This is a genomic window from Pyrinomonas sp., from assembly GCF_040289685.1.
In the GTDB taxonomy this organism is placed as follows: domain Bacteria; phylum Acidobacteriota; class Blastocatellia; order Pyrinomonadales; family Pyrinomonadaceae; genus Pyrinomonas.
Genome location: NZ_PSLQ01000051.1, coordinates 1 through 26,922, shown reverse-complemented (window position 1 = coordinate 26,922; position 26,922 = coordinate 1). Strand labels below are relative to the sequence as shown.

Below are 26,922 nucleotides of genomic sequence, written 5' to 3'. Positions count from 1 at the left end.
AGGTCACGAAATCGGCTTCTGAAGCGCCTGACGCGAGCGAAAAAGAAAAAGGTGTTGACACGCCTTCCGCGCGAAAATATAATCCGCGCTCGTCCGAACAAGCTCGTTCCGAGAAAACCGAGAGGGATTTAGTTCGAAATAAGAGCGAACAAACTTCGATTGCGCGTCGGAAGATAGTTCGCGTCATGAAGAAACTCCCCTCAGCCATTGAGTCGCCAACGCGACGAGCCTTTTTGCGTGGGGCTTTGGCCGCCAGCGTCGGTTTCACTGCGGCCAGCTACGCGCGCGTCCTCGGCGCCAACGACCGCCTGCAACTCGGCGTGATTGGGACTGGGATTCGCGGCCAAGAGGTGCTACGCGCTTTTCTCAAGGATTCGACCGTGGCGGTCGTCGCCATGTGCGATGCCTACGACGAGCACTTCGAAAAAGCGCGAGCCTTGGTCTCCAACGAGGTGCGCCGCTACCGCGACTACCGCGCTCTGCTGGATGACCGAGGGATTGATTGCGTGCTGATCGCGACGCCCGATCACTGGCACGCGCGTCAAGCCATCGACGCTTGCCGAGCGGGCAAAGACATATACATCGAGAAGCCTTTGACCTTCGACATTGAGGAGGGTCGGCGCGTAGTGCGCGCCGCGCGCGAGCATCGGCGCATCGTGCAGGTTGGGTTGCAGCAGCGGAGCGGCAAGCACTACATCGAGGCCAAGCGCCTCTACTTCGACGCGCGCAAGCTCGGCAAAGTGACCATGGCGCGCACGTGGTGGCACGGCAACAGCTTTCATCTTCGAAAGCCGAACTTCGTCACACAGCCGCCCGGGCTCGACTGGCGAATGTTTCTCGGCCCGCGTCCATATCGCCCGTTTGACGCCCATCAATTCTACAACTGGCGCGCATATCTCGACTTCGGCGGGGGCATGATCACCGATCTGTTCACGCATTGGATCGACGTGGTCCACTGGTTCATGAACGAAGATATGCCGCGCGCCGCAGTTGCTGTCGGCGGCATCTATCACTACAAAGACGGGCGCACGGCTCCCGATACGATCAACGTCCTGCTCGAGTATCCGGGCGGATGGACTGCGACCTTCGAAGGGACGTTGGCACCAGGAGCGCGCGGCGCAAGCATCGAGTTCATCGGCACAGAAGGGAGATTGGAGATCTCGCGCAGCGGATATACGTTCGTGAGCGCTGAGCGCAACGCGCAGCCCGTCACAGTCAAGGCCGAAGGGGATATGACGGTGGATCATGTGCGCGATTTCCTCGAAGCGGTGCGCGCGCGACGCGCGCCGAACTCTGAGGTGCTCGATGGGCACCGCGCGACGCAGGCTAGTTTGCTCGGAAAGATCGCTTACTTAAAGCGCGAGCGCGTTACGCTCAACCCGAGCGCGGATCGGCTTCCGGCCTTTGCGTCGTCGCCGCGCATTTCGTGAGAAGATGAGTCGGGTCGGTCTCAAACTTTTATTCTGCGTTTTATGGGTGTGCGTCGTGGCCGCCGAAGGAGGAGCGCAAAGGGTGAGCGGGCGCGCGATCAATGCGCGCGCTTCAGCGAAGAGTTTGCTTGTGGTGACCGTGACCAAAGGTTTTCGTCATCGGTCGATCCCAACGGCGGAACGCGTGATTCGAGAGCTTGGCCAGCAAAACGGCTGGCGCGTCGATTTCGCCCGCACGGACGAAGAGTTGCGGCAAAAGACGGCGCGCCAGCAGCTTGCTCTTTACGATGGCGTGATCTTCGCCAATACGACGGGCGAGTTGCCGCTTGCCGACCGTGAGGATTTCCTTCGCTGGATCAACGAAGGGCATGCCTTCATCGGCATCCACGCGGCGAGCGACACCTTCAACAAAGGGGTCTTCCCGCCGTACATCGAGATGCTCGGCGGCGAATTCAATGGTCACGACCGGCCGATGAGCGTCACGTTGAGGGTGGAAGATCGGACTCATCCGGCGACGCGCCATCTGAGCGAGCGCTTCGCGGTCTTCGACGAAATCTACAGGATCTGCAATTTCGACCGACGCGCCGCGCACGTGCTGTTGGCCGTCGATTTCGATCCGGTCTCGAAAGAGCCCGGTTACCATCCGTTGGCTTGGACCAAGCTCTATGGCAAGGGACGAGTTTTCTACACGGCCTTCGGCCATCATGACGAAGTGTTGCAGGCTGATTGGTTTCGCCAGCACCTGCGCGGCGGGATCAAATGGGCGCTCGGCGAAGAACGCGCGTCGAGCGCGCCGCAGTTTCACGGCAAAGATGGTCGCATCGCTTGCAAGTAGCTCGCCGCGAGAACCGCTTTTGACCGCGTCTCTTGGCGCGTTCTGCTGATTGCGAGTTCAGCCGAGCCGCGCCCCGAAACTTTGAGTGTTCTCGCCGCACGCGACGGAGAGCTTGTATGAGCGTCAAAGCTTTCACCCCGAAGTTCATGCCGGTCGGCATCCTGACCGCCGCTTTGCAAGAGTTGACGCCGCGCGAGGCGCGCGACCGCGATCCCGATCTGGCGATCGAAGAGTGGGCGGCCTTTGCGCGCGAACTCGGTGTTGATCTCATGCAATTGTCGGCGGCGCTTCATCCAGCGGAGGCCGATGTGCCGCCCGAAGCGATGCTCGATCCCGTGGCCAACACGCTCGACCTGCGCGAGCCGTTCAACCAGGAACGCGCCCGGCGCGTCCGGCACGCGCTCGACGCGAACCGGATCGAGCTGAGCGATGTCGCTTACTTCGACAACATGCTCCATCCCGATCCGCAGATACGCGCGCGCAAACATGAGTTCATGCGGCGCGTGATGGACGCTGCCGCAATGCTTGGCGCGCCGGCCGTTTGCGGATTCGTCGGACGCAACTTCGACCTCAGTTTGGAGCAGAACCTCGACGATTTCCGCGAAAACTTCATCCCGTTGCTGCGTGCGGCGAAAGAGCGCCATCTCGTCTATCGCGTCGAACAGTGTCCGATGCCCGGCTGGACCGTGATGGACCACTTCCACAACAACATCGCCTATGCGCCGGGCGCGTGGATCATCTTGCATCAGATCTGCGAAGAGGCGGGCGTCGGCGATCAGTTTCGGATTCACTACGACCCATCGCACGCGATCTTGATGGGACAAGACACGCGCTCGATCTTTCAGTATCTGAAAGAAGAAGGTTACAACTTCCTGATCGCTGGGTTCCACGTCAAAGGACAGGTGATCAACGCGCGCGGGCTGGCCGCTTGGGGCTATGGCGGGCAGACGATGCGCCGCGGCGATTGGCGCGACGGCAAACCCTCCGCGGATCCGCGCGAACAAGCCAACGCTTGGAAGAAACAGACCGCCATCGCCGAACACGAGTTGCCGGGCACGGCGCGCCATGATCCGCTCGCTTACTTGCAAAACCGCACGGTCGATTGGCTGGACCACCAACTTGCCGCGCGCCAACTGCTCGACTTGGACGTGGAACGGACGCCGCTCATCGTCGAGCACGAATATCCGAAAGCGCGCATTCAGGACAGAGAGCGTTTGAAACCGATCTTGCAAGGTTCGATCGCCTTCACACGCAAAATAGACGAAGCTGCCGCGTGCATGTACGCTTTGCAGCACGAAGTTCTGGCCGCACAGGGGATCCCCGTGCAAGGCATCGGGCGTGAACCATACCGCTCCTGATCGAAGCGGATCGCGCTGCCGCGCTCTTTCACGGCGGGAAGCCGTTCGGACCGGCGGTCGAGTTTACCGAGGAGCACGAGGTTGAGGGCCGAAGATGAAGAAGATGAACGTCGCGATGATCGGCTATCGCTTCATGGGCAAGGCGCATAGCAACGCTTGGCGACAGGTGGCGAGATTCTTCGATGTGCCCATCGAACCTGTGATGAAGGTCATTTGCGGGCGCAACGAAGTCGAAGTGCGAAAAGCCGCCGAGAAGTACGGCTGGCAGGAACATGCAACCGATTGGCGCGAAGTGATCGAGCGCGAAGACATCCAGATCGTTGACATCTGTACGCCCGGCGACTCGCACCACGACATCGCCATCGCCGCCGCTGAAGCGGGCAAGGCGATCCTCTGCGAAAAGCCTTTGGCGAACACGTTGGAAGAGGCCGAACGGATGCTCGCCGCGGTCGAACGCGCTGGCGTCACGCACATGGTTTGCCACAACTATCGCCGTGCGCCCGCCGTCGCGCTCGCCAAAGACCTGATCGAGCGCGGCGAACTCGGCCAGATCTACCACTACCGCGGAACCTATCTTCAAGATTGGATCGTTGACCCGAACTTCCCGCGCGTGTGGCGATTAGAGCGCGCGAAGGCTGGTTCGGGCGCGCTCGGTGACATCGCCTCGCACTCCATTGACCTTGCGCGGTATCTCGTCGGCGAGATCACCGAAGTGGCTGGTTTGCTCGAAACCTTCGTCAAAGAGCGTCCGTTGCCCGATGACCCGACGCGAAAGGCTCCGGTCGATGTGGACGACGCGGCTCTTACGCTCTGCCGATTCGAGAACGGCGCCATCGGCACGATCGAAGCGTCGCGCTTTGCGACCGGCAGAAAAAACTACAACCGCTTCGAGATCAACGGCAGCCGCGGCAGCTTGACTTTTAATCTCGAACGGATGAACGAACTCGAACTGTACATCGAAGAAGGCGCAAACAGCGGCTTTCGCCAAGTGATCGTCACCGAGCCTGAGCATCCGTACATCGCCGCGTGGTTTCCGCCGGGCCATATCATCGGTTACGAACACACGTTCACCCATACGGTGCTCGATTTTCTTTGCGCCATCGATCGAGGCGTCATTCCGCAGCCGAGTTTCCACGACGGCGTTCGAAATCAACGCGTGCTCGATGCCGTGGAGCGGGCGCACGCGAGTCGCGCGTGGGTGGAAGTCAGCGACCGATGACGCTTGCGCTTGCGACGAGGTGCCGGGCGAAGTCTTTGTTTGAGGCGCGAACGAACCTGTGCTACCATGCGCCCAAAACGCGAGCGCCCCTTTTCGACAAGCTCGCGAGCCGGTCAAAAGTAGATCGGCAGCGCAAAAGCGATCCTTCGGTCCCGAAAGGAGCAGTGGAGTCGAAAGCTTATGACCACGAAAGTCTACGATGCCATCGTCGTTGGTTCCGGCGCGACGGGCGGATGGGCCGCCAAGCAGCTAGCCGAAAAAGGGCTGGATGTGTTGGTGCTTGAAGCCGGGCCGCAGATCGACCCGAAACGCGACTACAAGCAGCATTACTTCCCCTACCACCTCCCTTTTCGCGGTTTCGGCAACCGCGAAGAGCTCGAACGCAAGCAGCCGATTCAATCGCGTTGTTATGCGTGCAATGAATACGGGAACCATTTCTTCGTCAACGATCTGGACCACCCGTACACGACGCCGCCCGATCGTCCGTTCTCCTACATTCGCGGACGGCAGGTCGGCGGACGCACATTGATGTGGGGGCGGCAATCTTATCGCCTATCGGATTACGATCTCAAAGCGGCAAGCCGCGATGGGTGGGGCGAAGATTGGCCCATCGAGTACAAAGACCTTGCGCCTTACTACGACATCGTCGAACGCTTCATCGGCGTAAGCGGCATGCCCGAGAACCTGCCGCAGTTGCCCGACGGAATATTCTTGCCGCCGATGCCGATGACGTGCGGCGAGTTGCAACTGAAAAGAGGCGTTGAAGAGTACGCCAAAAAGATCGGCAACCCTTTTTTGCGCGTGACGATTGGACGCACGGCCATTTTGACGCGCAAGCCGCTCGATGACGCGCTCGGGACGCGCAAACCGTGCCATTACTGCGGACGGTGCGAATCCGGTTGTCACACGGGCTCCTACTTCAGTTCGCTTCACGCGACGCTTCCGGCGGCGCTGCGCACGGGGCGCGCAACGCTCGTCACCGATGCCGTGGTCAGCCACATCGTCCTCGACCGCAACACGGGCCGAGCCAAAGGCGTCTATTACGTCGATGCCGTCACGCGCGCGCACCGCGAAGTCTTCGGGCGAATGATCTTCCTCTGCGCGGGCGCGCTGGAATCGACGCGCATCTTGCTCAACTCGCGTTCGCTTGACGGCGCCGAAGGCATCTGCAACTCATCGGGCGTGCTGGGCCACTACTTGATGGATCACATGATGGGCGGCGGCGCGCGTGGGACGCTTCCCAACCTGCCCACCAAGCCGTTCTTCCGAGATGGAAGACCCAACGGCATCTACATCCCGCGCTTTGTCAATCTGGAACGGCGCGATCGCCCGTTTTTGCGCGGTTACGGTTTTCAAGGTGGCAGCGGTCAATCGCTCTGGCAACACGCTAAGACGCTTCCCGGCTTCGGTGCCGACTTCAAACGGCGCGTGCGCGAAGAGCACCCATGGGGCATCAGCCTCGGCGGATTCGGCGAAGTCTTGCCCTACTATGAGAACCACGTGCGACTCAACAAAGACGTGGTGGATGCCTTCGGCATTCCGGTCTTGCACATCGACGTCGAATACAAGGACAACGAGAAGAAGATGGTGGTCGATATGGGCGAAACGGCAGCCGAACTGCTCGAAGCCGCTGGAGCCAAAGACATCACCATCAGCCGCGGGCCGATGAGCATTCCAGGTCACGGCATTCACGAGTGCGGCACGGCGCGCATGGGCAACGATCCGAAAAAGAGCGTGCTCAACAAGTTCAACCAAGCGCACGACATCCCGAACATCTTCGTTACCGATGGCGCTTGCTACGTCTCCATCGGGACACAGAACCCGACGTTGACTTACATGGCGATCACGGCGCGCGCCTGCGATTACGCCGTCGAAGAGTTGCGGGCCGGGCGCATCTAGAAAGGGCGAGAGAAGATGAGACGACACTGGGCCATGATTTGTGCCGCCTTCTTGGTCGCGGCGATCAACGTCTCTTCGGTGGAGGGGCAGCGGCGCGGTCGCGCGGCGCGCATCGAAAGAGCGAGCGGCACGCATCTACGAAGCTCGAATGATTATTCGCCCACCGGACCGTATAGTTCGGTGATCGCTGTGGGCGTTCATCGCGTGCCGGGCGCAGTGCCGGCTTCCGATTCGAACGCGGAGGTGCGCGCCATCAGCGGCAGCTTGAGAGGCAACCGCATCGCCGTGCGCGATTCGCAAGACCGCCCGTTCTTCGATCTGCGTCTGATACGCGCGCGCATCGTTCAGGGGCGTTTGGAATTGGAGGGCGAAGCCATACCGGTCACGGGCCGGCGCGCCTCTGTTCGCATGATGGTTGATCTCGGCGGCACGCTGGCCAAGTATAGGCCGCCCGAAGATGAGCAAGTGATCGCACGCACGCCGGTGACGCCCGTGACGCCGGCTGCTGGACAGAATCCCGCACAACCGCCGGGGCAAGCGCCAGCCAATCCTGAGAGCGCTTCGGGATTGGGCCAGCTATCGCAGGCCACGCAATCGACCGCGCGGACGGCGCAAACGCCCACAGCGCCAGGCGGAAAACAGGCGCCGCAAACGCCGCCTGGGCAAACGCCGGGCGGACGCACGACACTGACCGAGGCGATCACTGCGCCGCCCGTACAAACGGCAGCCGTTGCCGGCGCGCGGCTTGGCGCGACCACCGGTTGTGAAATCTTCTTCCTCCGCTTTCGTCTGCCCGAAGGCTGGCCCGCGCGCACGACGGCGCGCCGCGACGGACGAAGGCCGGATATCAGGCCGATCTATCAGCTCGGCGTGATGGTTCCGTCGCGCGACAACAAGCGCGGCGAGGAGATCGACCAAGCGATGTGTCGTGTGGTTCGCACACTGCAATCGGGGGCAGGAGCGAGCGAACGACTCAACGAGGAGCTTGCGCGCTTGAATCAGCTTCTCGCGCAAGCCTCGTCCGCCGAGCCGCGTTGAAAGAGTCGCGCGTCCGACTTCCAGTCAACACGTCTCTTTCAATTGCGGCTCATCCGGCGGGAGGGCATCAAAGAGCGATGGTACGCGTCGTCATCATCGGACTCGATGAAGTCTATCGGCAAGGGGTGTTCGTCGAGTGGGAGAGCGCATACCCGACGCGCCCGCTCCATCAACTCCCCGACGGAACATATTTGATGCCGCCGGAATGGCTCGATGATTTGCGGCGCATCGCGGCGGAGTGCTGTTCCGAGGTGCGCGTGGTCGAAGAGGCGCGAGCATCGCGGCGCGACTTTCTCCGTCGTTTTGCCCCTAAACTCTGAAGACAAGGCTTGAGGAGCAAAGGAGATGACCGAAAAGTTCCCCAACGAAGCGATGGAGCAGCGCGAAGAGATCGATCTCGAACGTCGGCGCGTGCTGCGCGTGCTGGCGATGAGCGCAGCTGCAGCAACCGCTATCTCGATCTACGATAATCCGGCCAACGCGCAAGCGCGTGTGGCTAACCCGTTCAGCTACGCGGCCAACATCCCGCCAGCGCCGCTGCCGTCCAAACCGCTCTTTTTCGACGCGGAAGAGATGCGCGCGATCGCGGCCATCTCGGACCTGATCATCCCAACGGACGATCATTCGCCCGGCGCGGTGGCGGCGAAAGTGCCAGCTTTCATCGATCTGATGGTGAGCGTTGCGGACGAAGGGACGAAGCGTCTGTGGCGCGACGGCATCGCTGCAGTCGATCGCCTGGCGATCAAACGCTTCAAAGGACGATTCGCCGAACTTCAGCCAGCGCAGCAGATCGAACTGCTCAAGGAGCTAGCTAAAAACGAGTTCAAGCCCGCCGCCGAGCAGACTTTGGAAGAGCGCTTCTTTCGCGCCATCAAGACGCTGACGATTGATGGATACTATACGTCCGAGATCGGCATCCATCAGGATTTGCAGTACCAGGGCAACCGCTACCAAAAGGAATTCCTAGGTTGTGCTGAGGCGAAGGTTTTGGGGCTGAAGATCGAATGAGCATGATGAGCGCAGCGAAAAACGGTCGGTGAAAGCGGCTTTCAGCGTAACGAGCCGCGGCCATCGGGAGAGACTTTGGAACGGACTGCGTTTGGGGCTGCCCGCGCGAAGCGGTGACCGCATAGAGGCTACATAAACCGGCTCGAACAAGGAGACGAGACAGTGAGCCAGATCGCCAACAGAGTCAACGCGCGTTTTTTAATGATCGTCGCTTTCTTTGGCATCTTCCTTTACGGCCTGCTGGCAGCGCTGCCGGGATCGGTTTTGCCGACGCTGGAACGCGGCCAGTACCTCCCTTCCGATAGCGACGTCGGCACTTTCCTGCTGATCAACGCCATCGGGGCGGTGGTCGCCTACATCGTGAGCGGCCCAGTGATGGACCGGCTCGGGCGCAAGATCGCGCTCGCGCTTGGCTCCGTCTTGGTGCTGTTGTCGATGATCGGTTTCGCGCTCGTCGTCACGCGCGTTGATCCGGGGGCGGCCCTTTTGCCGCTCTTCCTCTGTTCGCTCGTGCTCGGCATGGGTGCCAACGCGATTGTTGCTGCGGGGCACGCGCTGGTGGCCGACGTCGCCGCGTCTTGGCGCAACGCCGCGCTCAATCTGCTCGACATCTGTTTCGGATTAGGGCTCGCAGCGCTGCCGCTGGTAGTGCAGAGCATTCAGCAACAAGGCGGCGTGCAGATGGTCTTCTGGACGCTGGCCGGCTTGACCGTGCTGCTGCTTTTTGCAGCCGGCTTACCACGTTACCCGCCCGTCGGGCACGAAAGCGTGTCGGGGGGCGGAGATGTGCGCTCGTTGCTCAGCAACGGGAGTTTCTGGTTGCTGGCCGTGGCGCTCTTCATGTACGTTGGCGCGGAAGTGGCGGTTGGCAAATGGGTCGTCACCTTCATGCAGCGCGACGGACAAATACTCGCCAACTCCGGTTTGAGTGCGCAGAGCCTGCGGATCATCGCGCAAGGGACGCCCGAAGAGCAGACACGCTTCTTCGAGCAGAGCAGCGAGGGCGTGCGCATCGCCACCTACGCGCTGCGGACGCTTTCGTTCTTCGCCTTCGCGCTGCTCTTCGGACGTTTGATCTCAAGCCTTCTGCTCGGCTTGCTGCGCGTCAACAGTTTCTGGTTGATCGCTGCCGCCAGCATCTTCACTTCGCTCGCGTTGATCGTCGCCTTCACGGCGAGCACGCCCGCAATGGTGCGCATCGGCTTGATCCTCGCTGGTTTCGGCATGGGGCCGATCTTCCCAACCTCGGTTGGATTAGCTTCCATGATCGCGCCGCGCATTGCCGGCACGGCGATGAGTTGGGTCATGGGCGTCGGTTTTGCCGGATTGCTTCTGATCCCGCCCGCCGTCGGCTACGTCTCCGACGCGCTCGGCGAAGGGACAGGCAATTTGCGCGCTGGGTTATTCGTCGTCGTCGCCGCCGCGATCAGCATGGCGGTGCTCCACGTTCTGCTCGCCTTGCGCGAGCGGCGTCGCTCGGCTGCAGGCGAAGCGACGTTGGCGCAAGAAGAAGCGCGCGCCGCTGGCGGCGCGTGAACTCCGCGGCGCGCTATCGACTAATACTTCTGAGATGGAGATGGAGAGGGAGAACATGAGAAAAGGAGTCGGATTGCTGCTGACCGCCGTTCTGGTTCTTTGCCTAGCCGAAGCGCAAACTTACGCGCAGAAGAAGCGCCGAAGCGAGGGGCGCGGTCGCGAGGGCGGATGGATCGTTCTGTTCGACGGTAAATCGACCGATGCTTGGCGTGGGTATCGCCGCGATTCTTTCCCGACCGGAGGCTGGACCATCGAGAACGGCGCGTTGAAGACGATCGTCGGCGGAGATCGCGTCGATCTGATCACCAAAGAGAAGTTCAAGAACTTCGAGTTCGAGTGCGAATGGAACGTATCGCCCGGAGGTAACTCCGGCATCATCTATCTCGTCTCCGAGACGGAGCCAGATTCGTGGCGTACCGGTCCAGAGATGCAGGTGCTCGATGACGAGCGCCACCGCGATGGACGGAATCCCAAGACTTCGGCAGGCGCGCTTTATGGGTTGATCGCGCCGTCTCCGGACAAAGTCGTGAAGCCCGCTGGCCAGTACAACAAAGCGCGCCTCGTCGTCAAGGACGGGCACGTCGAGCACTGGCTGAACGGCAAAAAGATCGTCGAGTATCAACTCGGAAGCCCCGAATTGCAAAAGCTGATCGCCGAGAGCAAGTTCAAAGATATGCCCAATTTCGCCAAGCAGACCGAAGGTCACATCGTGCTTCAGCATCACGGCGAGGAGGTCCGTTTCCGCAATATTCGCGTCCGAAGGCTGCCATAATGGTTCAGCCAATTCACCTTCCGAGTTCGCTAGGTTAGGCTCAGGGAAGACCGGCGAAAAAGAGGGGTGGCCGAAAAGGCGACCCCTCTTCGTTTCATACAAGCTCGCGCGTGATCAAGCGGGTTTCGCTTCCATCTTTTCCGGGTCCCACAGGTATATGCGTCGCTCGAAATGGGCTGTGTTCGACAGCACGGCTGGACCGGCGGCGCGGAAACCGAAGATGGCGTCCTCGGTGACGGGTTGGCGCGAACGCACTGCGGCGAAGAAGTTCTTGTGATGATCGAAGTGATCGCTGTAACCTTGCGGGGCAGCGTAAACTTCCGTGCTGCGCGCGCTGATCTCTTGCGATAAAGATTCCGGGTACTTGGCGCGGTACTCCTTCAGGAACTGTTCTTGCACCGCTTGCGGGAAGGTGTCGATGGTGTAGCCGGGTTCGCGTAGTTTGGGCGAGCGGGCAAGCGTCACGTTGTTGCCGCCGATGATCAGCGTCCCATCGCTCCCGACGAACCTGAAGCCCTCCTCGCCGCCGCCGCCATCCATGAAGTTCACCTTGAGGTTCAGATTGAAGGCATCGTGAGCGTTGGTCTTCGGGTAGTCGTAAATGCCGAGCATCACGTCCGGCACGTCGCGCCCATCTTTCCAGTAACGCAATCCGCCAGTGGCGAGAATGCGTTCTGGTCCGAGGCTATTGAGCACGTAGTGAATGCCGCTGAAGAGGTGAACGAAGAGGTCGCCCGGAATGCCGGTCCCGTAGTCGCGGTAGTTGCGCCAACGGAAAAGGCGGATCGGTTCGAACGGACGTTTCGGCGCTTTGCCCAAGAAGCGGTCCCAGTCGATGTTCTGCGGTGAAGCATCGGGTGGGATCGTGTATTGCCAAGCGCCAATGGGCGTGTTGCGGTTCCAATAGGCTTCGATGAGCGTGATCGTGCCGATCGCTCCTTGAGCGATCAACTCCTTGGCCTTGCGGTAGATGATCGAAGAGACGCGCTGACTGCCGATCTGACAGATGCGCTTGTTGCGATTCTGCGCTTCGATGATGCGCCGGCCCTCCTCGAGATCGTGAATCATCGGCTTTTCGAGATAGACGTCTTTGCCGGCGTCCATCGCATCGATGGCCATTTGCGCGTGCCAGTGGTCAGGCGTCGCGATGATCACCGCGTCGATGTCCGGGCGCGCTAAGATCTCGCGATAGTCGCGCGTCGTGAAGATCGGGCGCTTGCCGGTCGAGACGGTGGAGGCTCCCGTGCTCATCGAACGCACACTCTGCGTGCTCAGACCGCTCTGGCCCGATCCGAAAACCTCCTGTGCGCGGATCAGACGCCCGTCATAGACATCGGCGACGGCGATCAGCTCGACGCCCGGAACGCGCAACGCCGTTCTCGTGTTCGCCGTCCCCATGCCGCCGATGCCGAGCGTGGCGATCTGTATGCGGTCGTTGGGAGATACTTTGGTCGTCTCGCTCGATTGCTGGGCGTCATCCTCGATGAGAAAGATTTTGGGCGCGCCTGCTGTGACCACCGCTCCGGCGGCAAGGCGCATGAAGTCGCGGCGCGACTGTTTAGACTGCTCCCAAGTCATGAATTTTTTCCTCCAAGCTTAGGGGTTAGAGAATAAAGCCGACTCGTCGCGCAAACGGCCATTCGCGCGACGAAGAACTTCTCGCTCGAAGCGCCGCCCGCACCACGCTGTTGGTTCAATATCTGACCAAAATGGCATACGCGCTCGAATGACACCCTCGATCTCTTTCGCGCGTCGCCGCGCAAATTAGGCACAGGCGGAACTTTGTTCGCATTATAAACAATTCTCGCAATCGTGAACAGGGGGAATTTTTCGGCTTGCCGCTCGCCGCTCATCCAACGTGCGGAAGGGCGAAAAGTTCTTCACCGCAGCGCGCATCTACGCGAAGCCCGCGAATGGTGAAACGGATCTCTCGTGAGCGAACGGCGGGTTCTTATTCTTATGCTTTCAAGTCCAAGCGCGATAAAAGGCGATATCTTGCCACACGGCTGCTGTACGTCGTTCGAGCTGGGCCAGTTCTTCGCCGCTCAGTGTACGTGCGCTACGTGCTGCTTGAATGTTTTCGGCAAGCTGGCGCGGGTTCTCCGCCGCAATGACGCAGGCCGTCACGCCGGGCAGCGACAAAACGTAGCTGATCGCTTCGCCGATGGTGAGCCGTCCGGGGCGTAGGAGCCTGCCGTAGGCTGGAATCTTCATGGCGATCACGCCGACTCGCCGTTCACGCGCCACGGGCAACGCATCTTTGATGAACGGGCGTGGGTGATGCACGTCGGCAGCGTTGAGCGAGATCAAGGTGGCATCGAATGGATAGCGACGCAGACCCTCAGCGATCACATCCGGATCATGGTGTCCAGAGATGCCGCAGAAGCGGATCAGCTTTTGTCTTTTGGCTTCCTCGATCGCTTCGATGGCGCCGCCGCGGCCCATCATCTCGTCCAGTTCTTCTTTGAACGAGACGTGATGCATTTGCCACAAGTCTAAGTGGTCCGTCTTCAAGCGACGCAGCGATCGTTCGAGTTCGCGCCACGCGCCGTCGCGCCTTCGCTGATCCGTTTTGCTTGCGAGGAAGATTTGCGTGCGGTAAGGTGGAAGGACGCGCCCCAACTGCTCTTCGCTCACGCCGTAATTGGCCGCTGTGTCGAAATAGCGCACGCCGAGTTCGAGCGCCGCTTCGACCAGTTCGATCGCCTCGCGCTCGCGTTCAGCCTTGCTAAGCGGCGTTTGTCTCGCGCCACCTAAGCCGAAGATGGGGAGGCGTGCTCCGGTGCGGCCCAAAGCCCGCTCAGGGATGGGAGATGGCTGCAAGTTGTTTTGGGCGAGTGAGTTTTTTTCGGTTCCGGCACATCCGATGCCAGCCAGCGTCGCGCTGCCAGCAGCCAGTTGCTTGATGAAATCTCGTCGCGAAGTCTTGCGCGGCATCGCGTCTCTGCCCCTTAGATTATCCGTCCTGCGCGCTTGCCAGATGGTTCGCCTGTCTTCGCGAAGGTCGCGGCGAAGCAGCTGCGGCGCAATTGCTGACCGACCTAAGCTTGGCAAGATGCTCGCGAGTTGTCAACGTTTTCCGCAGCCGTTGGGAAGAGGCAGCGCTTTTCGATCTTTCGGCATGAAGGCGTGCGGCGCGCAAAGGGGATGCAGCTCCAGCGCTCTTTCGGCGACGGGTGAGGAAGCCCTTTGCGATCGTCAAAGTCCGCGAGGATCGCCGCCTGATCTTGGGTCTTGATCAATGCTCTTCCACCGCGAACACGCAGCGGACCGTGTCGCGGGCGATCAATAATTCCTCATCGGTGGGGATCACGTAGGCGGCTAAACGCGCGCCGTCGCGGCTGATGATCCCTTCTTTGCCATTGGTGTGCGCGAGGTTCTTCTCCTGGTCCAGCTCCAGACCCGTCCAGTCGAGACCGAAGCAAATGCGCGCGCGCACGTCGGGGGCGTTCTCGCCGATGCCTCCGGTGAAGATCACCGCGTCCGCCCCGCCCATGGCGGCGAGGTACGCTCCGATGTACTTGCGTGCGCGGTAGCAGAAGATCTCGATCGCCAAGCGTGCGCGTCGGTCGTCGTGCTCGCGCGCTTCATCGAGCAGCTCGCGCATGTCGTTGGTCAATCCGGAGATGCCGAGCAATCCGGACTGTTTGTTGAGCAGCATCTCCACTTCCTGCGTCGTCAAGCCCTCTTTGGCGGCGAGGAAATCGACGATGGCCGGATCGATGTCGCCCGAGCGCGTGCCCATCACCAGCCCTTCGAGCGGCGTCAAGCCCATGGAGGTATCGATCGATTGCCCGCGCTTGATGGCCGTGGCCGAGCAGCCGTTGCCGAGATGGAGCGTGATGATATCCGTCTGCTCGCGCGTGATGCCGCGCAAAGTGCGGTAGCGGTAGGCGACATAGCGGTGCGACGTGCCGTGAAAACCGTAGCGGCGAATGCGGTGGCGACGATAGAGTTGATACGGGAGCGCGTAGAGATAAGCGTGTTCGGGAAGAGTTTGATGAAAAGCCGTATCGAACACGGCCACTTGCGGCACGCCCGGTCCCAAAGCTTCGCGCGCGGCCATGATGCCGCGGATGTTCGCTGGATTGTGCAAGGGCGCAAGATCGATGCAATCTTCGATGCCGCGCAGCACCTCTTCCGTGATGATGAGCGACCGGGCGAAGCGTTCGCCCCCGTGAACGACGCGATGGCCCACGGCATGGATGTCGGCGATGCTGTGAATTCCGTCGATGTTCGCTTCTGCGGAACAGGACCAACGAAGTATCTGTTCGATGGCGGCGCGATGATCGCGCACGGCTGAAGCGAAGCGTTGAGGCGGGCGCCCTTCAGCTCGAAAGGTGATGATCGCTTCCCCGCCGATCCGTTCGATCATGCCGCGCGCCAGTTTGCGATCAGCGTTGCGTGCGATCAGATCGAGATCGGTGGCGATCAGTTGAAACTTTACGGAAGAGCTTCCGCAATTGAGGACCAATACGTTCATCTTTCACGCTCCGACATCGGGCGGATCGACGCGCAAGCGCGCCGCCGCTGCATCAGCGCGCGCGCGAAGCTCGGCTTCATCCACGGTTAAGACACGTCCATCGCGAAACAGTTCTTGCCCCGCGACCACGGTCAACCTCACATCGCGCGCCGAGGAAGAGAAGACGATGGCCGCATGGACGTCGTGCACGGGCGATTGGTGCGCGCCATCGAGCGCTACGGCGGTGAAGTCCGCTTCTTTGCCTACCTCAAGTGACCCCGTGCGATCTTCGATCCCGAGCGCGCGTGCGCCATCGAGCGTCGCCGCACGCAGCATCTGTTCTGCTGTGACGACCATGCCCTTTTCAGGAAGGTCGAAACGGGCCACCAATGCGGCGAAGCGACACTCTTCGAGAAGGTCGCACGTATTGTTGCTGGCGACCGAATCGGTTCCGAGCCCAACGCAAATGCCACGCTGAAGAAAACTGATGAGCGGCGCGCGACCATGACCGAGCTTGGCGTTGGACTTTGGACAATGTGCGACGCGCGCGCCGAAAGCGGCGATGGCGTCGATGTCCGCATCGTCGACGCGAACGCAGTGGGCCAGCAACGGGCGCGCGGCAAGGAAGCCGAGCCTCGCCAAGTATTGAATGGAAGGGATTCCAGGTGCGCGCCATTGGATGCCCCGGCGTGCGAGGCTTTCGGCAAAAGGACCACGCCCGAAGAGCATGAGATCGGTTTCGGCTTGGGATTCCGCAGCATGCAGCATGAGCGGCATGGCGTGTCGTTGGGCGTATTCCGTCACCAATTCAAGTAGCGGCGCGCTCACCGTATACGGCGCATGCGGCGAAAGGCCGAGGCGCACGCGCTCGGTTTCGAGTTCGCGAAGCTTTGCTGTCTTCTCTTCCATCTTCGTGAACTGTTCGCGCGCCGCTCGAGGGTCGGGCCCGAAAACTTCTTTGAAGACGACAGCGCGTAGTCCAACGTCACGCAACGCGCTCATGCTCGCGTGCGCGACGTCGCTAGCATCGCCGAGGCAGGTGACGCCGGCGCGCGCCGCTTCCACTGCGCCGAGCGTGGCTGAACAGCGAATGTCGTCATCGCGCAGCTTTTCGAGCCGCGCGACCGTGATGCGGCGCAGCCACGAGAAGAAGTCCGTTTCGCACGCTTCAAGCCAGCCGCGCATCAGGGTGAGTTCCGCGTGTGAGTGGACGTTGACGAGTCCCGGCAAAATAGCGGCGTTGCCGAGATCGCGCAGCGTCGCATGCGGGAACCGGCCGATCAGTTGCGCGCGTGCGCCGACGGCAACGATGCGCGTGCCGCGGACGGCGATGGCTCCCTGCTCGATGGCAGGCGATGAAATGGGAAGCACCCAACGTGCAGAATAGATGATCATGGTACGAAAAAAGGGCGTCGCTGGTTTGGCGCGTGTGACTCAGCGTTCAATCTATCTCCTCGCGGCTGGAAGTGCGTGTCTCGGTTCCGAGTTCGTGCAATCTTTCGATCAAGCGGCTGTTGCTGCGAAGCGAAGCGACGACGCTGAAACTGACCTCGTGCGATCCGCCTTTGTCTTCGCGAACGCTGAAATCTTCCAACCGCAGGCCTTCTTCTCCTAACAGGTCCAGCAGGCGGCTGAGCGCCGTGGCCGGTTGGGTCGTCTTGAACTTGTATTCGTAGAGGCGTCGGCGGCGAACGACTGAGCGTTCGAGCGGGCGCAAAAGGACCAACACTCCGATCACGAAACCGGTTGCCAGCGCTGCCGCTGCAAACATGCCGTCACCGATGGCGATGCCCACCGCTGTAACGATGAAGATCGTTGCTGCCGTGGTCAATCCCGTGACCGAGCCGCGCGATTGAAGGATGACGCCCGCGCCGATGAAACCGATGCCCGCGACCACTTGCGCGACCAAACGAGCCGGATCGGTGTAAGGCGCCCCGCCGCTGATGTGGCGCGAAGTGATCATGAAAAGCGTCGCGCCCATGCAGATCAGAACGTTGGTGCGAAGTCCGGCGGGCTTGCGGCTCAGTTCGCGTTCCATGCCGATGGCGCCGCCGCAAATGATGGCCACCAGCAACTTGACGGCTATCGCCGCGATGTCCGAATCGAGAATCATCGCCCTGCATCCTCGCTAGCGGTGTTGACAACAGCGCTCTGTCGCTGACGGACGAGCAGAAACCACAGCGCGCTGCTTGCTATTATCACAATCCCAGCGCTGGAGGCGACCGGACGCATGCCGAAACGGTCAGCCGCGACGCCAGAGACGAGCATCGAACCGAGCATGGCGAGCGTCGTGATGGTTTCGTGGGAAGCGAAGACGCGACCGCCGAAGCGCACATCGGTCGCTTGCATCAGGATGGTCTGTTGCGCCGTCCACCAAATGGCGTAGTTCGCTTCGCGCACGACGAGGACGGCGGCCGCGCTCCACAGGTTCGGCGCCACGCTGAAGGCGACCAATGCCGCTCCGTCCAACGCCAGCGAGCGACCCAAGCGGGTTGTCAACGCGCTTTCGGAGCGCCGCGCGAGGATCGCTCCGAGCACGCCGCCGACGCCCATCGCAACGAAGAGCACGGAGATGCCGAAATCGCTCGGGCGCGAGGTGAGATGCGCTGATTGTCCGAGGTGCGCGCCGAAAACGCTGTAAAGAGCGCGCGCCGCGCCGTTGCCCAAGCCCCAACCAGCGACGACGATCAGGACGGCGAGGAGCAACGGACGAGAGCGCACGTAGCGCAACCCTTCGCGAAAATCTTCCAGCGGGCGCTGCCAAGCGACGATCAGTTCCCGCTCTTGACGCCGCAAAGCCTGCGAGAGCGAAAGTCGGCGGACGATGAGCGCCGAGGCGAGAAACGTCGCAGCATTGAGGACGAAGATGGTCTGGCGTTCGAACACAGCGGCCAGCATGCCGCCGAAGGCCGACCCGATGGCCAAGGTCGCCGCCGTCGTCGAAGCGGAAAGGGCGTTGGCGGCGATCAGTTCTTCGGCATTGTGTGCGAGTTGCGGAATGGAGGCGCGTTTGGCAGCATTGAAGAAGGCGGCGACGGAAAAGAGCGCAGCGCTGACAAGGTAAATGAGCGTGAGCGACCTGAAGTTCGCCGCGAGAACAAAACCCAGCGCCAGCAGAGCGCGCGCCAAATCCGCGGCGATCATCACGCGCTTACGATCTGCGCGATCCACCGTTACCCCGGCAAAAGGGCCGAAGAAGAAGAGCGGTAGGTGGCGTGCGACGGCGTAAGTGGCGATCGCCACGCCTTCGCGGCCCGGTCCGGCTAGTTCGAGTGTGAGCGCAAAAACGGAGATGTTATTCAACCAGTCGCCGATCTCCGAGACGACTTGTGCCGTCCAAAGCCGTCGCAGATCGAGGTTGGCCCGAAGCAGTTGCCGGTAGGTCACCGCCCTTCCTCCGCGGCGGAAGCCTTGCGGCGGCGGTAGCGGTCCATGATGGAGACGACGTAGGCGCGCGTTGTCGGGTAGGTGATGCGCGCGATGAACTCCTCGCCGGTCAGCGGACGCGCGCCCGGCGATGTTCGATTCCATTCGGCGGCACGGCTCGGACCGGCGTTATATGCGGCCAGAACGCGCGGTAGCGGGTCGGGAAGATCGCGATAGTCCTTGCTTATCTTCTCCAAGTACCAGCAGCCGATCTGGATGTTTCTTTCCGGGTCACGCAGAAAGCGGACCGGATCGCGCGCCATTTCGCGCTCGAATTCGCGGATGCCGGTCTCGGCTGCCCATTCGCGTCCGACGGTGGGAGTGACTTGCATCAAACCGACCTCGCCCGCATCGCCGATCTGCCACGGGCGGAAATAGGTCTCTTCGTAGATGATGCTCCACACGAGGTCGGGATCGAGGCCGTAGATCGCCGCTTGTTTGGCGATGATCGCGTCGAAGCGGTGCGTCCAGTAGCGTTCGAAGGCGAAGAGCGCAATGGCGCACGAAATGGCGATGAAGATGGCGACGAGAATCGGGCGTCTCATGACGGAGCATGAACGATCTTTCGGCGCGTCACGCGATCTCAGTTGCGTCGGCGCAAAGCTTGCCAGAAGAGTGCTGGCGAGCACGCCCAATCGACGCCTTCATAACGCGAAAGCAAGGTACGGCGGTCGAGCACGTGCCCTTGCAACCAGACGTCCGCTTCGAGCCACGCGCCGACTTCGAGCGTTCCACGCAGCGAGCGATGGTTGACGAGAGCTTCCAGGCGGAGTTGTTCGAGGTCGAGATGAACCCAATAGAGTTGACGGCCGGAAAGCGGGTTGCGCAGTTCGCGGAAGGCGAGCACCTTGCCGCACAAGCTCCAATCGTTTTCGTAGATGGCGCGCTCCGGCGCGTGCTCTTCGAGTTGTTGCCAGTACGCTGCACCACGCGCGCGCACGCGCGCGCGATAGGCCAACCCGCAGAGTCCGACGTAGAGCGTCTCGACGCGGAACTCATCGAGGCCGACTTCGGTGAAGTTCTGTAACTCAAAGAGAACTTGCACATCGGTTTCGCTCACATACCCGTGGACCAGCGCCTCGCCTTCTTCAGCGTATTCGGTAAGCGCCCATGGCCGGATCGAATGCGCGTAGCGCGCGCGAAAGCCCGGACGGCAATCGGCGTAGAAGATTTCGCCATCGCCCGATTCGTAGAGCATCGTCCAAACTTCTAGACCTTCGCCGAGTTTCCAGCAACGCCCGTGAAGCACAGCGCCGCGTCGTTGTAAGCAGGTCGGTTCGCCTTGATCGCCGGCGCGTTCGACGAGCAGATTGAAGTCTTTTCTGCTTGGCAATTCCAATCCGATGGCTCTAAACGTCGCGTCCATACAGAAACATCATCACCACGCGTCACTGATTGATCCCAAGCCGTTGAAGGCTGTGCGCCTGAGCAGCGCGCTTCTTACTTTACTTCAATTCCGTTGCCGAATGGAAATCGAATCGAGCGTTCAAAGATTCAACGTTTGGATAGCAGATGGTGATCGAATCGCGCTTGATCTCGCGCAACGCTCAAGCGCGCCGACATGCGATGAAGATGCCAGCAAATGAAAATTGAAGCGAGCGCTTGGTCTTGCGCACGACGCTTTCGCTTTTCAACCTCCTCTTCGATCAGAACGCGCATCGGAAAGGGCGCGTTCTTCGCCGCCAGTTGCTTGCAAGAAAGTTTCAGCGCCTTTCGCTCTTCAATCGAGCGCGTCGCAAAAAATCTCGGACCGATGCCTCGTCATGAGCGCAAACTCGACGGACTGAAGGCGGCAAGACCGGCGAGGAGAGATGCTTCAAAGACGCGATCGGACCTTGAGTCGCCTCAAACTCCGTAAAGACCGCTACGTAGTCGAGACGGCACTTCGCTGCGGTCGGGTCTCGATTCGTCTCAAGCATAGAGAACGATCTACACCGCGCATATGCGCTGCGATCAGGTTCCGATTCGTCTCAAACCGCGCGCTGAGCCGAGCGACCATCGGCTCAGCGGATCATCGCGTTGCGCTCATTGTTGGGGACAACGGTTCGGCGGTGCAAGTGAGGTTTAAAGGTTGGTCGCGCGGCGCGGATGTCCCTCGTCCTTATCAGCACGTGGTGCACGCACGCGAAAGCCGCGGATGATCCGCTCCGGTCCATACGATGGCGGTTGCCCGGAGCGGATCATCTGCGCGAAGAGTTCGACGTCGTAATCAGCTTCGCGCGACATCTCTTCGCGGATGCGATGGAGTACCTCAAGGAATTTCGGTTTTCGGTACATCGCGCTTCAAATCGCCGCTCGCCAATCACCTTCGGTCGCTTCCGAGACGAGAAACTCAGGGGTCACGATCATCGGGACGAAGAACCCGGCGGTTGTGTTGAACAGACGGATGCGCGCTTGTCGGCGCACGTTGGCCAGATGCCCGAAGTTCCACGTCACGAGATAGTCTATCTTGTGATAGGAGGCGAAGGCAACGTGCATCGCATCGGCGATGTACTTTCGATGGAAAATGGCCCGCGAGACGTAACCATCGGCGAGGATGGCGATCTCGTCTGTCAGTTCGAGTTGTTCGAGCGGTTCAACGAGCTTCAGGTAGGCCGTGCGGTGGGGTTCAGGTACGCGCTCGAGTTCGCGCACCACCAGCGGCGAGATCACGGCGCGATACTCGCTCATCTCGTGCTCCCACCAGCGGATCGTCAAATCGCGCCGAAAAGGCTCGCCGTTATCGAGGTAGGCTCCGATCACCGACGTTTCGAGGTATATGCTCTGCTTCATGGTTTGGTCGAAGATTCGCGCTTGGCTTCGTTGATCGGTCGCGCATCAAACGGTTCGAGCAGCACCGCCGGACGGCGGAAGTCGAGATAGACGCGAAAATGGCGCAGAACGTTGCCGCCGATAATGCCGGTTTGTTCAAATCCAGCGGTTTCGTTGATGGCGCGCATGTCGAGCACCACGGCTGGCACGTTCGGGCGAGCATGGGCACCTAGTTGCATGCGCGGCAGCAGGAGCAACTGGACGTTTTCGGCGACGCCCGCTGCGCCGTAAACGGTCATGCGCATCTTCTGCGCGTAGCGTTCCATCTCTTCGCGCGCGGCCAGTTCATCGGAGACGACCGAGATGCTCGCGCCAGTGTCGATGATGAAGTTGAGCGGTTTATCGACGCCGTCGATCTTCACCTGTCCGCTCCAGAATCCGCTCGAGGTCGTACGGATGGGTATTTCGGTGCGTGTCGGTGGCGCAAGGTTCGTTGCCTCTTCCAGTCGTTGATCTTCGCGCTGCAAGTGCAGTTCGCGGGCCGCATAATCGATCGTCGTCAAAAACTTCGACATCACCGATAGGCCGATGTAACCGTCGATCTTCTCCTGATCGTTGTAGAAACGACGGATGTATGTCGGCACGTTCTCCACGCGCGCCTGGCCGATTTCGACCGATTGGAGAAAGCCGTAAACGATCTCGAAACGCCCGCCGCCGCCGACGGCACGCGCCATGCCGCCGCGCGCCACCGGGCGGATGCCGAGTCGCGCTGCCGTCACGTCAGACAGCACGCACATGCCCGATCCCGTATCGAGCACGAAACGCAGCGGCTCCGGTCGATTGTTGACGCGCACTTCGATCACCGGACGATTGTTGATCAATTCAAAGGGAACGACGACACGAGCTGGACCGCTCGCCTGATAGAGCGGGCGTTGCGTGCCGAGAAAGCGCAGAAAATCGATCAGTCCGCGAATGCGCGCGCGCCGGTCTTCATCCGTGCGCGGCGCGATGCGCAGGAAGCGTTCATAGGCATCGGCCGCTTCCGCGTAACGTTCGGCGCGCGCTGCCGCCTGCGCCAGACTAAAGATGAAATCGGCATCGCGCGGCGCGAGAAAGACGGCGCGCCGCAAACGTTGCAAGCTCGATTGCGGACGGTTCTCGTAAAAATCGAGCATCGCCAAGCCGGCGACGGCCATCGGGTCGTTTTCGTTGAGCGAGAAGGCGTTGTGCAGCGCTTCGCCGGAGCGCGCGAAGTCTCCCGCGCCGAGCAGCGCCCACCCGAGCAGCGCCCAAGCGCGCGAAGAGGTCGGATCGTTGCGCGCAACGTGAAGCGCTTGTTCGAACGCCTCTTGCAACTTGCGTTGCTTGAGCAGCGCAAAGCTCAACCCGAGTCGTGCGGACGCGCTCGATGAGTCGCGCGCGACGAGTTCGCGATAGAGTTTTTCGGCAGTGGCGTAGTCGCCGTCGTTGATCGCCCGTTCGGCGCGTTTACGCCGATCATCGGCCAAGGCGACCGTTCCGAGCAGCGAGCACAAGAGGGCACAGACGATGATGGCGGCCACACTGCGGGCCGCCAGCGGGTCACGGCGATCTCGGCAAGGACGAATGGTCAACATCTTGCGTCCCTCACTTCAGGACTTCGCCCGTCTTCATGGACCAGAGAACCAGATCGAGTTCATCGAAGTCGATTCCGATGTCGTCGGCAAAGCGCCGCAGTGCATCTTCGATCGTCAAATAACGTGCGCGAGTCGTTGGCGGCGTCGCCGTCTCGATGCATCCGAGTTCGGCGAGACTGCGCAGGATGTGTTTATCCAAAATGGCGTAGCCGCGAAACCCTATGTTGCGTAAGAAGTGGCTCGCTTCCTTGTAGCCCAACCCCTTGATGGCGCGGTCGCGCGCGAGCCAATCGCGTCGCGCTTCGGCTTCAGCGAAGGCCGACAACCTTTCGCGCAGACGCAATCCGCAAAGACGTTGCAGATGGTCGCGCGTTTCGACGATGTAGCGGGCGCGCTCGCGTGGATAGCGATGCACGCCGCGCAAAGCTTCGGCGATCTGCTGTTGCGTCCCCTTGAGAAGAAGCGGGCGCACAGCCTCGATGGACCGCAGCCCCATGCGCGCCGAGGCACCGGCTGTGAAGATGCAAAAGACCAACTCCTCCCACAACCGCGCCTCAGATCCATGTCGCCAGACGGCTTCGAATTCCGCCAGCCGCGCGCGTATTTCGTCACCGCGCGCGCGATGGACCTCGCGCACCAGCTCCACCGTCACATGTGGCGCTTTCTTCGTCGGTCGCACGATGTGTCAAACGAGCGGCTCTTTCGCGTGAGTCGCTCCCTGCAATTCGGATTGTATGAGCCTGTTCCGGTCATTGTCAACGCGCTTTATGAGTAGATAAACGGCCTCTTCCCGCACGAAGATGGGGCTGAAGAGCGCCATTTTCGCCACCGATATGATGACGCCGAGACGAGCGATGGCGAATGGTCCTCTCCGTCCAACCGCACCCGTTCATGTTGTGCGATTTAAGCGAACCAGCCATTGACCTCAAAGATCCGCGCTTTTAATTTACGAAGGGGCGTCGCCTGCACGACATCCCCGACGCTGTGTGTAGCATCGAAGAAGCGCCAAAGGAGGTGGTGAGAGTGGGGCGAAGACTTGCGGCATGGATCGAAAGCGGCTTGCTTATGCTGCTCGGAGCGATCGGCGCGTCGGCGCAGACCTCTGTCATGACGGCGCCGACGGCGCTTCCGGCCCCTTCGCTCGCCACGCCAGCGATGATCGCGCCAGCGCAGCCGCCAATGAGCGCACTGCTCGAGATCGAACCGCAGCTCGTCGGTCAAAGCGTGCTGGTTGAAGACTTAAACGGACAAGTCGTCTTCGAACACGATGCGGATCGGCTCTTCAATCCGGCTTCAGCCATCAAACTCGCCACAGCGCTCGCCGCGCTCGACGCTTACGGGCCGCAGCATCGTTTCGTTACCGTCGTGTGGACCGATGGTGTCCTCGATCCGCAGACCGGAACCATCGCTGGAGACCTGATCATTTCGGGGCGCGATCCTTCCTTCTACTACGAGCACGCGATGCTCATCGCTTACGAGTTGAATCGTTTGGGCGTACGGCAAGTCACCGGCGATCTCGTCGTCGCGCCGAGGTTCACGATGAACTTCGATCCTTCGACCTTCCGCTCCGGACGCAAGTTCCGCGAGACGCTTGATGCCGCGCGACGGCCAGCAACGGCGACGCGCGCATGGCGTGAGGCGCGTCTTGCGCTTGGCGACGCCAAAGGAGCACAGACGACGCCCAACGTCGCCGTCGCCGGAGAAGTCAGAGTCGATTCCGTCCCTGCTGGTGCACGCCCGCTGCTGACACACCGTTCGAGCGCGTTGGTCGATGTGTTGAAAGTGTTGCTTTGCTACTCGAACAACTTCATGGCTGAGCGTTTGGGCGACATGCTCGGCGGCGTGGCGGGCTTGTCACGCTATTTGATCGCCAAAGTCGGCTTGGATCCGCACCAACTCAAGCTCGCTTCGACGAGCGGTCTCGGCATCAATCGTTTGAGCGCGCGCGCGATGATGAAAATATATCGCGCATTGCTCGCCAAATTAGCCGAATACAAGCTCTCGCCAGTTGACATCATGCCGGTCGCTGGCATCGATCCGGGAACGTTGCAGAAACGCTACGCCGCGAGTCCGAGCCGCGGAAGCGTCATCGCCAAGACGGGGACGCTGCCGCGCAGTGATGGCGGCGTGAGCGCGCTGGTGGGCGAGTTGCGCGCGGCGAACGGCGAGACCCTCCTTTTCGTCATCTTCAACCAGCGCGGTAGCGTCGCACGCTTCCGTCACTTACAGGACCGTTTGGTCGCCGCGCTGCAGCAGCTTCACGGAGGGCCAGCGCCCTTCGAGTATGCGCCGCGCGCGCTCGCCATGAAGTTGGCGCAAACGGAACTGGATGCGTCGCTTGCCAACACGGCTAGCGACGAGTACGAACCAGCGGATAATCGATTCGATCAATAGAAACCTGCACAGCTCATGTCGCGGCGATTGAACGTGTTTGAGGTAACCGTAGCAGCGCGCGTGTGCGATTTGATCGTTGCGCAGCCAAAGTCGCGGCGATCGAGCGTGGCTCAGTAGGTTAAAAGGGCCTTCCCGATCTCAACGACAGAAGCAGCGCGTTGGCTTGGATCGAAACGATCGATCTGAAAGACAATGTCGCTTCTTCAGGGGGCTTGCGTCTTTAGATCAGGCGGCGCGTCGTCTGCTTGGTGGCTGCACCGAGCGTTTCGCCTCGCCACCAACGTGCAGCCAATTCAGCCAACGGAGTAGGTCCTCGCGGATCGCTGCGCTGAGCGTTTCACTGCTGATGCGCAGCGCCGTCATTGTTTCGAAACGAGCAAGAAAGCGACGCGCCCCGGCGGCCTGAGACGCCGGAGCGCGTCTGGCGCCACCCCTACTTTCCGTAGGGCGAGACGCCTTCTGCTTCCACGGATCGACGACCTACTTGGAATCGCCCGCCGTAACCTCTGCGTGCGACTCCCTCATGCACCTTGGCAAATGGCGCGCCACACGCTCTGTGTTTTGAAGGAACGGGCTTCTGGCGCAAGATACACCTCGCCATGAAACGCGACGGCGTCTTTGGACGGCACCTTTCTGTTACCGAAGGTGACAAACTGAGAAGAGCCGTTCATCGATGCAGATAACGCGTGCCGCGCGATCAATGAAATTGAAATGTACTGAAAGCGACAAATCGGAAGGAACCGCTCTCCGCATCAGGGAGCATTCGGATCAGCGGCGATTTTGCTCGAGAAGCGGCAGTCTATCGCGAACGAAAAAGCGAAGGTGCCCTTCGTCGTAAGCTGCGCGTACCAACCTTTCGGGCACGGCTTGGAGGGATGAATGGAAAGAGTCAAGAATGCTTTTCGTCGTTGGCAGCAGAAGCCCGTTCGTTTCGCGCAAGTAGTTCGCGGGGATCATCAGCGATCATCTCGTCGCCATCATTCAGCGGAGATTCGTCCGTCGTGTGCAAAAAGGTGGGGAAAGAGAAGTGGGGAAATCTGTGCACCGCCAGTGCTCCGACGACATCGTCGAAAGAGGAAGGAGTTAGCAGCAGGGAAATTCTCCTTTTGAAAGAGGGGAGAAGTTAGAAGCAGGGAAATTCCTCTTTTACCTTTTGCCTTTTGATCTTTTCGACCTGA

The 26,922-nt window shown here is 60.8% G+C and carries 23 protein-coding genes; 11 read left to right on the top strand and 12 right to left on the bottom strand.

Going from position 1 to position 26,922, the window contains the following annotated elements:
* Window positions 1-185 precede the first annotated feature (185 nt).
* The 10 genes from C4334_RS11035 to C4334_RS10990 all read left to right on the top strand — a co-directional run bounded on the left by C4334_RS11035 (window position 186) and on the right by C4334_RS10990 (window position 11,095).
* Window positions 186-1,430, top strand: a complete 1,245-nt coding sequence (locus C4334_RS11035; RefSeq protein WP_352432141.1) for a Gfo/Idh/MocA family protein — start codon at window positions 186-188, stop codon at window positions 1,428-1,430.
* A 4-nt stretch (window positions 1,431-1,434) separates the two neighbouring features.
* Entirely contained in the window at window positions 1,435-2,265 is an 831-nt protein-coding gene (locus C4334_RS11030) for a ThuA domain-containing protein (protein ID WP_352432140.1), read from the top strand.
* Between the two features lie 116 nt (window positions 2,266-2,381).
* Entirely contained in the window at window positions 2,382-3,623 is a 1,242-nt protein-coding gene (locus C4334_RS11025) for a sugar phosphate isomerase/epimerase family protein (protein ID WP_352432139.1), read from the top strand.
* A 94-nt stretch (window positions 3,624-3,717) separates the two neighbouring features.
* A complete protein-coding gene (locus tag C4334_RS11020) occupies window positions 3,718-4,842 on the top strand; it encodes a Gfo/Idh/MocA family protein (RefSeq protein ID WP_352432138.1) in 1,125 nt (374 codons plus the stop codon).
* A gap of 180 nt (window positions 4,843-5,022) precedes the next feature.
* Window positions 5,023-6,741 carry a GMC oxidoreductase gene (locus C4334_RS11015; RefSeq protein ID WP_352432137.1) on the top strand — a complete coding sequence of 573 codons (1,719 nt, stop codon included), beginning with the start codon at window positions 5,023-5,025 and terminating at the stop codon, window positions 6,739-6,741.
* 15 nt (window positions 6,742-6,756) lie between these two features.
* Window positions 6,757-7,779 (top strand): NADH-quinone oxidoreductase subunit E, encoded by a 1,023-nt coding sequence (locus C4334_RS11010; RefSeq protein WP_352432136.1) that lies wholly within the window; start codon window positions 6,757-6,759, stop codon window positions 7,777-7,779.
* A 77-nt stretch (window positions 7,780-7,856) separates the two neighbouring features.
* Window positions 7,857-8,099: a hypothetical protein gene (locus C4334_RS11005; protein WP_352432135.1), complete on the top strand. Its 243-nt coding sequence runs from the start codon at window positions 7,857-7,859 to the stop codon at window positions 8,097-8,099.
* 25 nt (window positions 8,100-8,124) lie between these two features.
* On the top strand, window positions 8,125-8,787 hold the full coding sequence (locus tag C4334_RS11000) for a gluconate 2-dehydrogenase subunit 3 family protein (RefSeq protein WP_352432134.1): 663 nt from the start codon (window positions 8,125-8,127) through the stop codon (window positions 8,785-8,787).
* Window positions 8,788-8,949: 162 nt separating this feature from the next.
* A complete protein-coding gene (locus tag C4334_RS10995; RefSeq protein WP_352432133.1) occupies window positions 8,950-10,323 on the top strand; it encodes an MFS transporter in 1,374 nt (457 codons plus the stop codon).
* Between the two features lie 55 nt (window positions 10,324-10,378).
* Window positions 10,379-11,095, top strand: coding sequence for a 3-keto-disaccharide hydrolase (locus C4334_RS10990; protein ID WP_352432132.1), 717 nt, complete (start codon window positions 10,379-10,381; stop codon window positions 11,093-11,095).
* 114 nt (window positions 11,096-11,209) lie between these two features.
* Here the strand turns inward: C4334_RS10990 and C4334_RS10985 are convergent, their stop codons facing one another.
* From C4334_RS10985 to C4334_RS10930, 12 genes are all read right to left on the bottom strand, one after another.
* Window positions 11,210-12,673, bottom strand: coding sequence for a Gfo/Idh/MocA family protein (locus C4334_RS10985; RefSeq protein WP_352432131.1), 1,464 nt, complete (start codon window positions 12,671-12,673; stop codon window positions 11,210-11,212).
* A gap of 387 nt (window positions 12,674-13,060) precedes the next feature.
* Window positions 13,061-14,032: an aldo/keto reductase gene (locus C4334_RS10980; RefSeq protein ID WP_352432130.1), complete on the bottom strand. Its 972-nt coding sequence runs from the start codon at window positions 14,030-14,032 to the stop codon at window positions 13,061-13,063.
* A 301-nt stretch (window positions 14,033-14,333) separates the two neighbouring features.
* On the bottom strand, window positions 14,334-15,578 hold the full coding sequence (locus C4334_RS10975; protein WP_352432129.1) for an acetate kinase: 1,245 nt from the start codon (window positions 15,576-15,578) through the stop codon (window positions 14,334-14,336).
* A gap of 3 nt (window positions 15,579-15,581) precedes the next feature.
* Complete coding sequence (locus C4334_RS10970) at window positions 15,582-16,952, bottom strand: amidohydrolase family protein (protein ID WP_352432128.1); 1,371 nt, start codon at window positions 16,950-16,952, stop codon at window positions 15,582-15,584.
* A gap of 46 nt (window positions 16,953-16,998) precedes the next feature.
* Entirely contained in the window at window positions 16,999-17,670 is a 672-nt protein-coding gene (locus C4334_RS10965; protein WP_352432127.1) for an MgtC/SapB family protein, read from the bottom strand.
* Window positions 17,667-18,944: an MFS transporter gene (locus C4334_RS10960; RefSeq protein WP_352432126.1), complete on the bottom strand. Its 1,278-nt coding sequence runs from the start codon at window positions 18,942-18,944 to the stop codon at window positions 17,667-17,669. Before C4334_RS10960 ends, C4334_RS10965 begins: the two co-directional genes overlap by 4 nt.
* Window positions 18,941-19,528, bottom strand: a complete 588-nt coding sequence (locus C4334_RS10955) for a lytic transglycosylase domain-containing protein (protein WP_352432125.1) — start codon at window positions 19,526-19,528, stop codon at window positions 18,941-18,943. Before C4334_RS10955 ends, C4334_RS10960 begins: the two co-directional genes overlap by 4 nt.
* Before the next feature lie 38 nt (window positions 19,529-19,566).
* Window positions 19,567-20,349 carry a DUF3881 family protein gene (locus C4334_RS10950; RefSeq protein WP_352432124.1) on the bottom strand — a complete coding sequence of 261 codons (783 nt, stop codon included), beginning with the start codon at window positions 20,347-20,349 and terminating at the stop codon, window positions 19,567-19,569.
* A gap of 698 nt (window positions 20,350-21,047) precedes the next feature.
* Window positions 21,048-21,260, bottom strand: a complete 213-nt coding sequence (locus C4334_RS10945) for a hypothetical protein (RefSeq protein ID WP_352432123.1) — start codon at window positions 21,258-21,260, stop codon at window positions 21,048-21,050.
* Window positions 21,261-21,266: 6 nt separating this feature from the next.
* A complete protein-coding gene (locus tag C4334_RS10940; protein WP_352432122.1) occupies window positions 21,267-21,755 on the bottom strand; it encodes a type II toxin-antitoxin system VapC family toxin in 489 nt (162 codons plus the stop codon).
* On the bottom strand, window positions 21,752-23,350 hold the full coding sequence (locus C4334_RS10935; protein ID WP_352432121.1) for an aspartyl protease family protein: 1,599 nt from the start codon (window positions 23,348-23,350) through the stop codon (window positions 21,752-21,754). The genes C4334_RS10940 and C4334_RS10935 overlap by 4 nt, the downstream gene beginning before the upstream one ends.
* A 10-nt stretch (window positions 23,351-23,360) precedes the next feature.
* Window positions 23,361-24,029, bottom strand: a complete 669-nt coding sequence (locus C4334_RS10930; RefSeq protein ID WP_352432120.1) for an N-glycosylase/DNA lyase — start codon at window positions 24,027-24,029, stop codon at window positions 23,361-23,363.
* A 344-nt stretch (window positions 24,030-24,373) separates the two neighbouring features.
* Between C4334_RS10930 and C4334_RS10925 the strand changes: the two genes are divergently transcribed.
* Window positions 24,374-25,744: a D-alanyl-D-alanine carboxypeptidase gene (locus C4334_RS10925; RefSeq protein WP_352432119.1), complete on the top strand. Its 1,371-nt coding sequence runs from the start codon at window positions 24,374-24,376 to the stop codon at window positions 25,742-25,744.
* Window positions 25,745-26,922 lie beyond the last annotated feature (1,178 nt).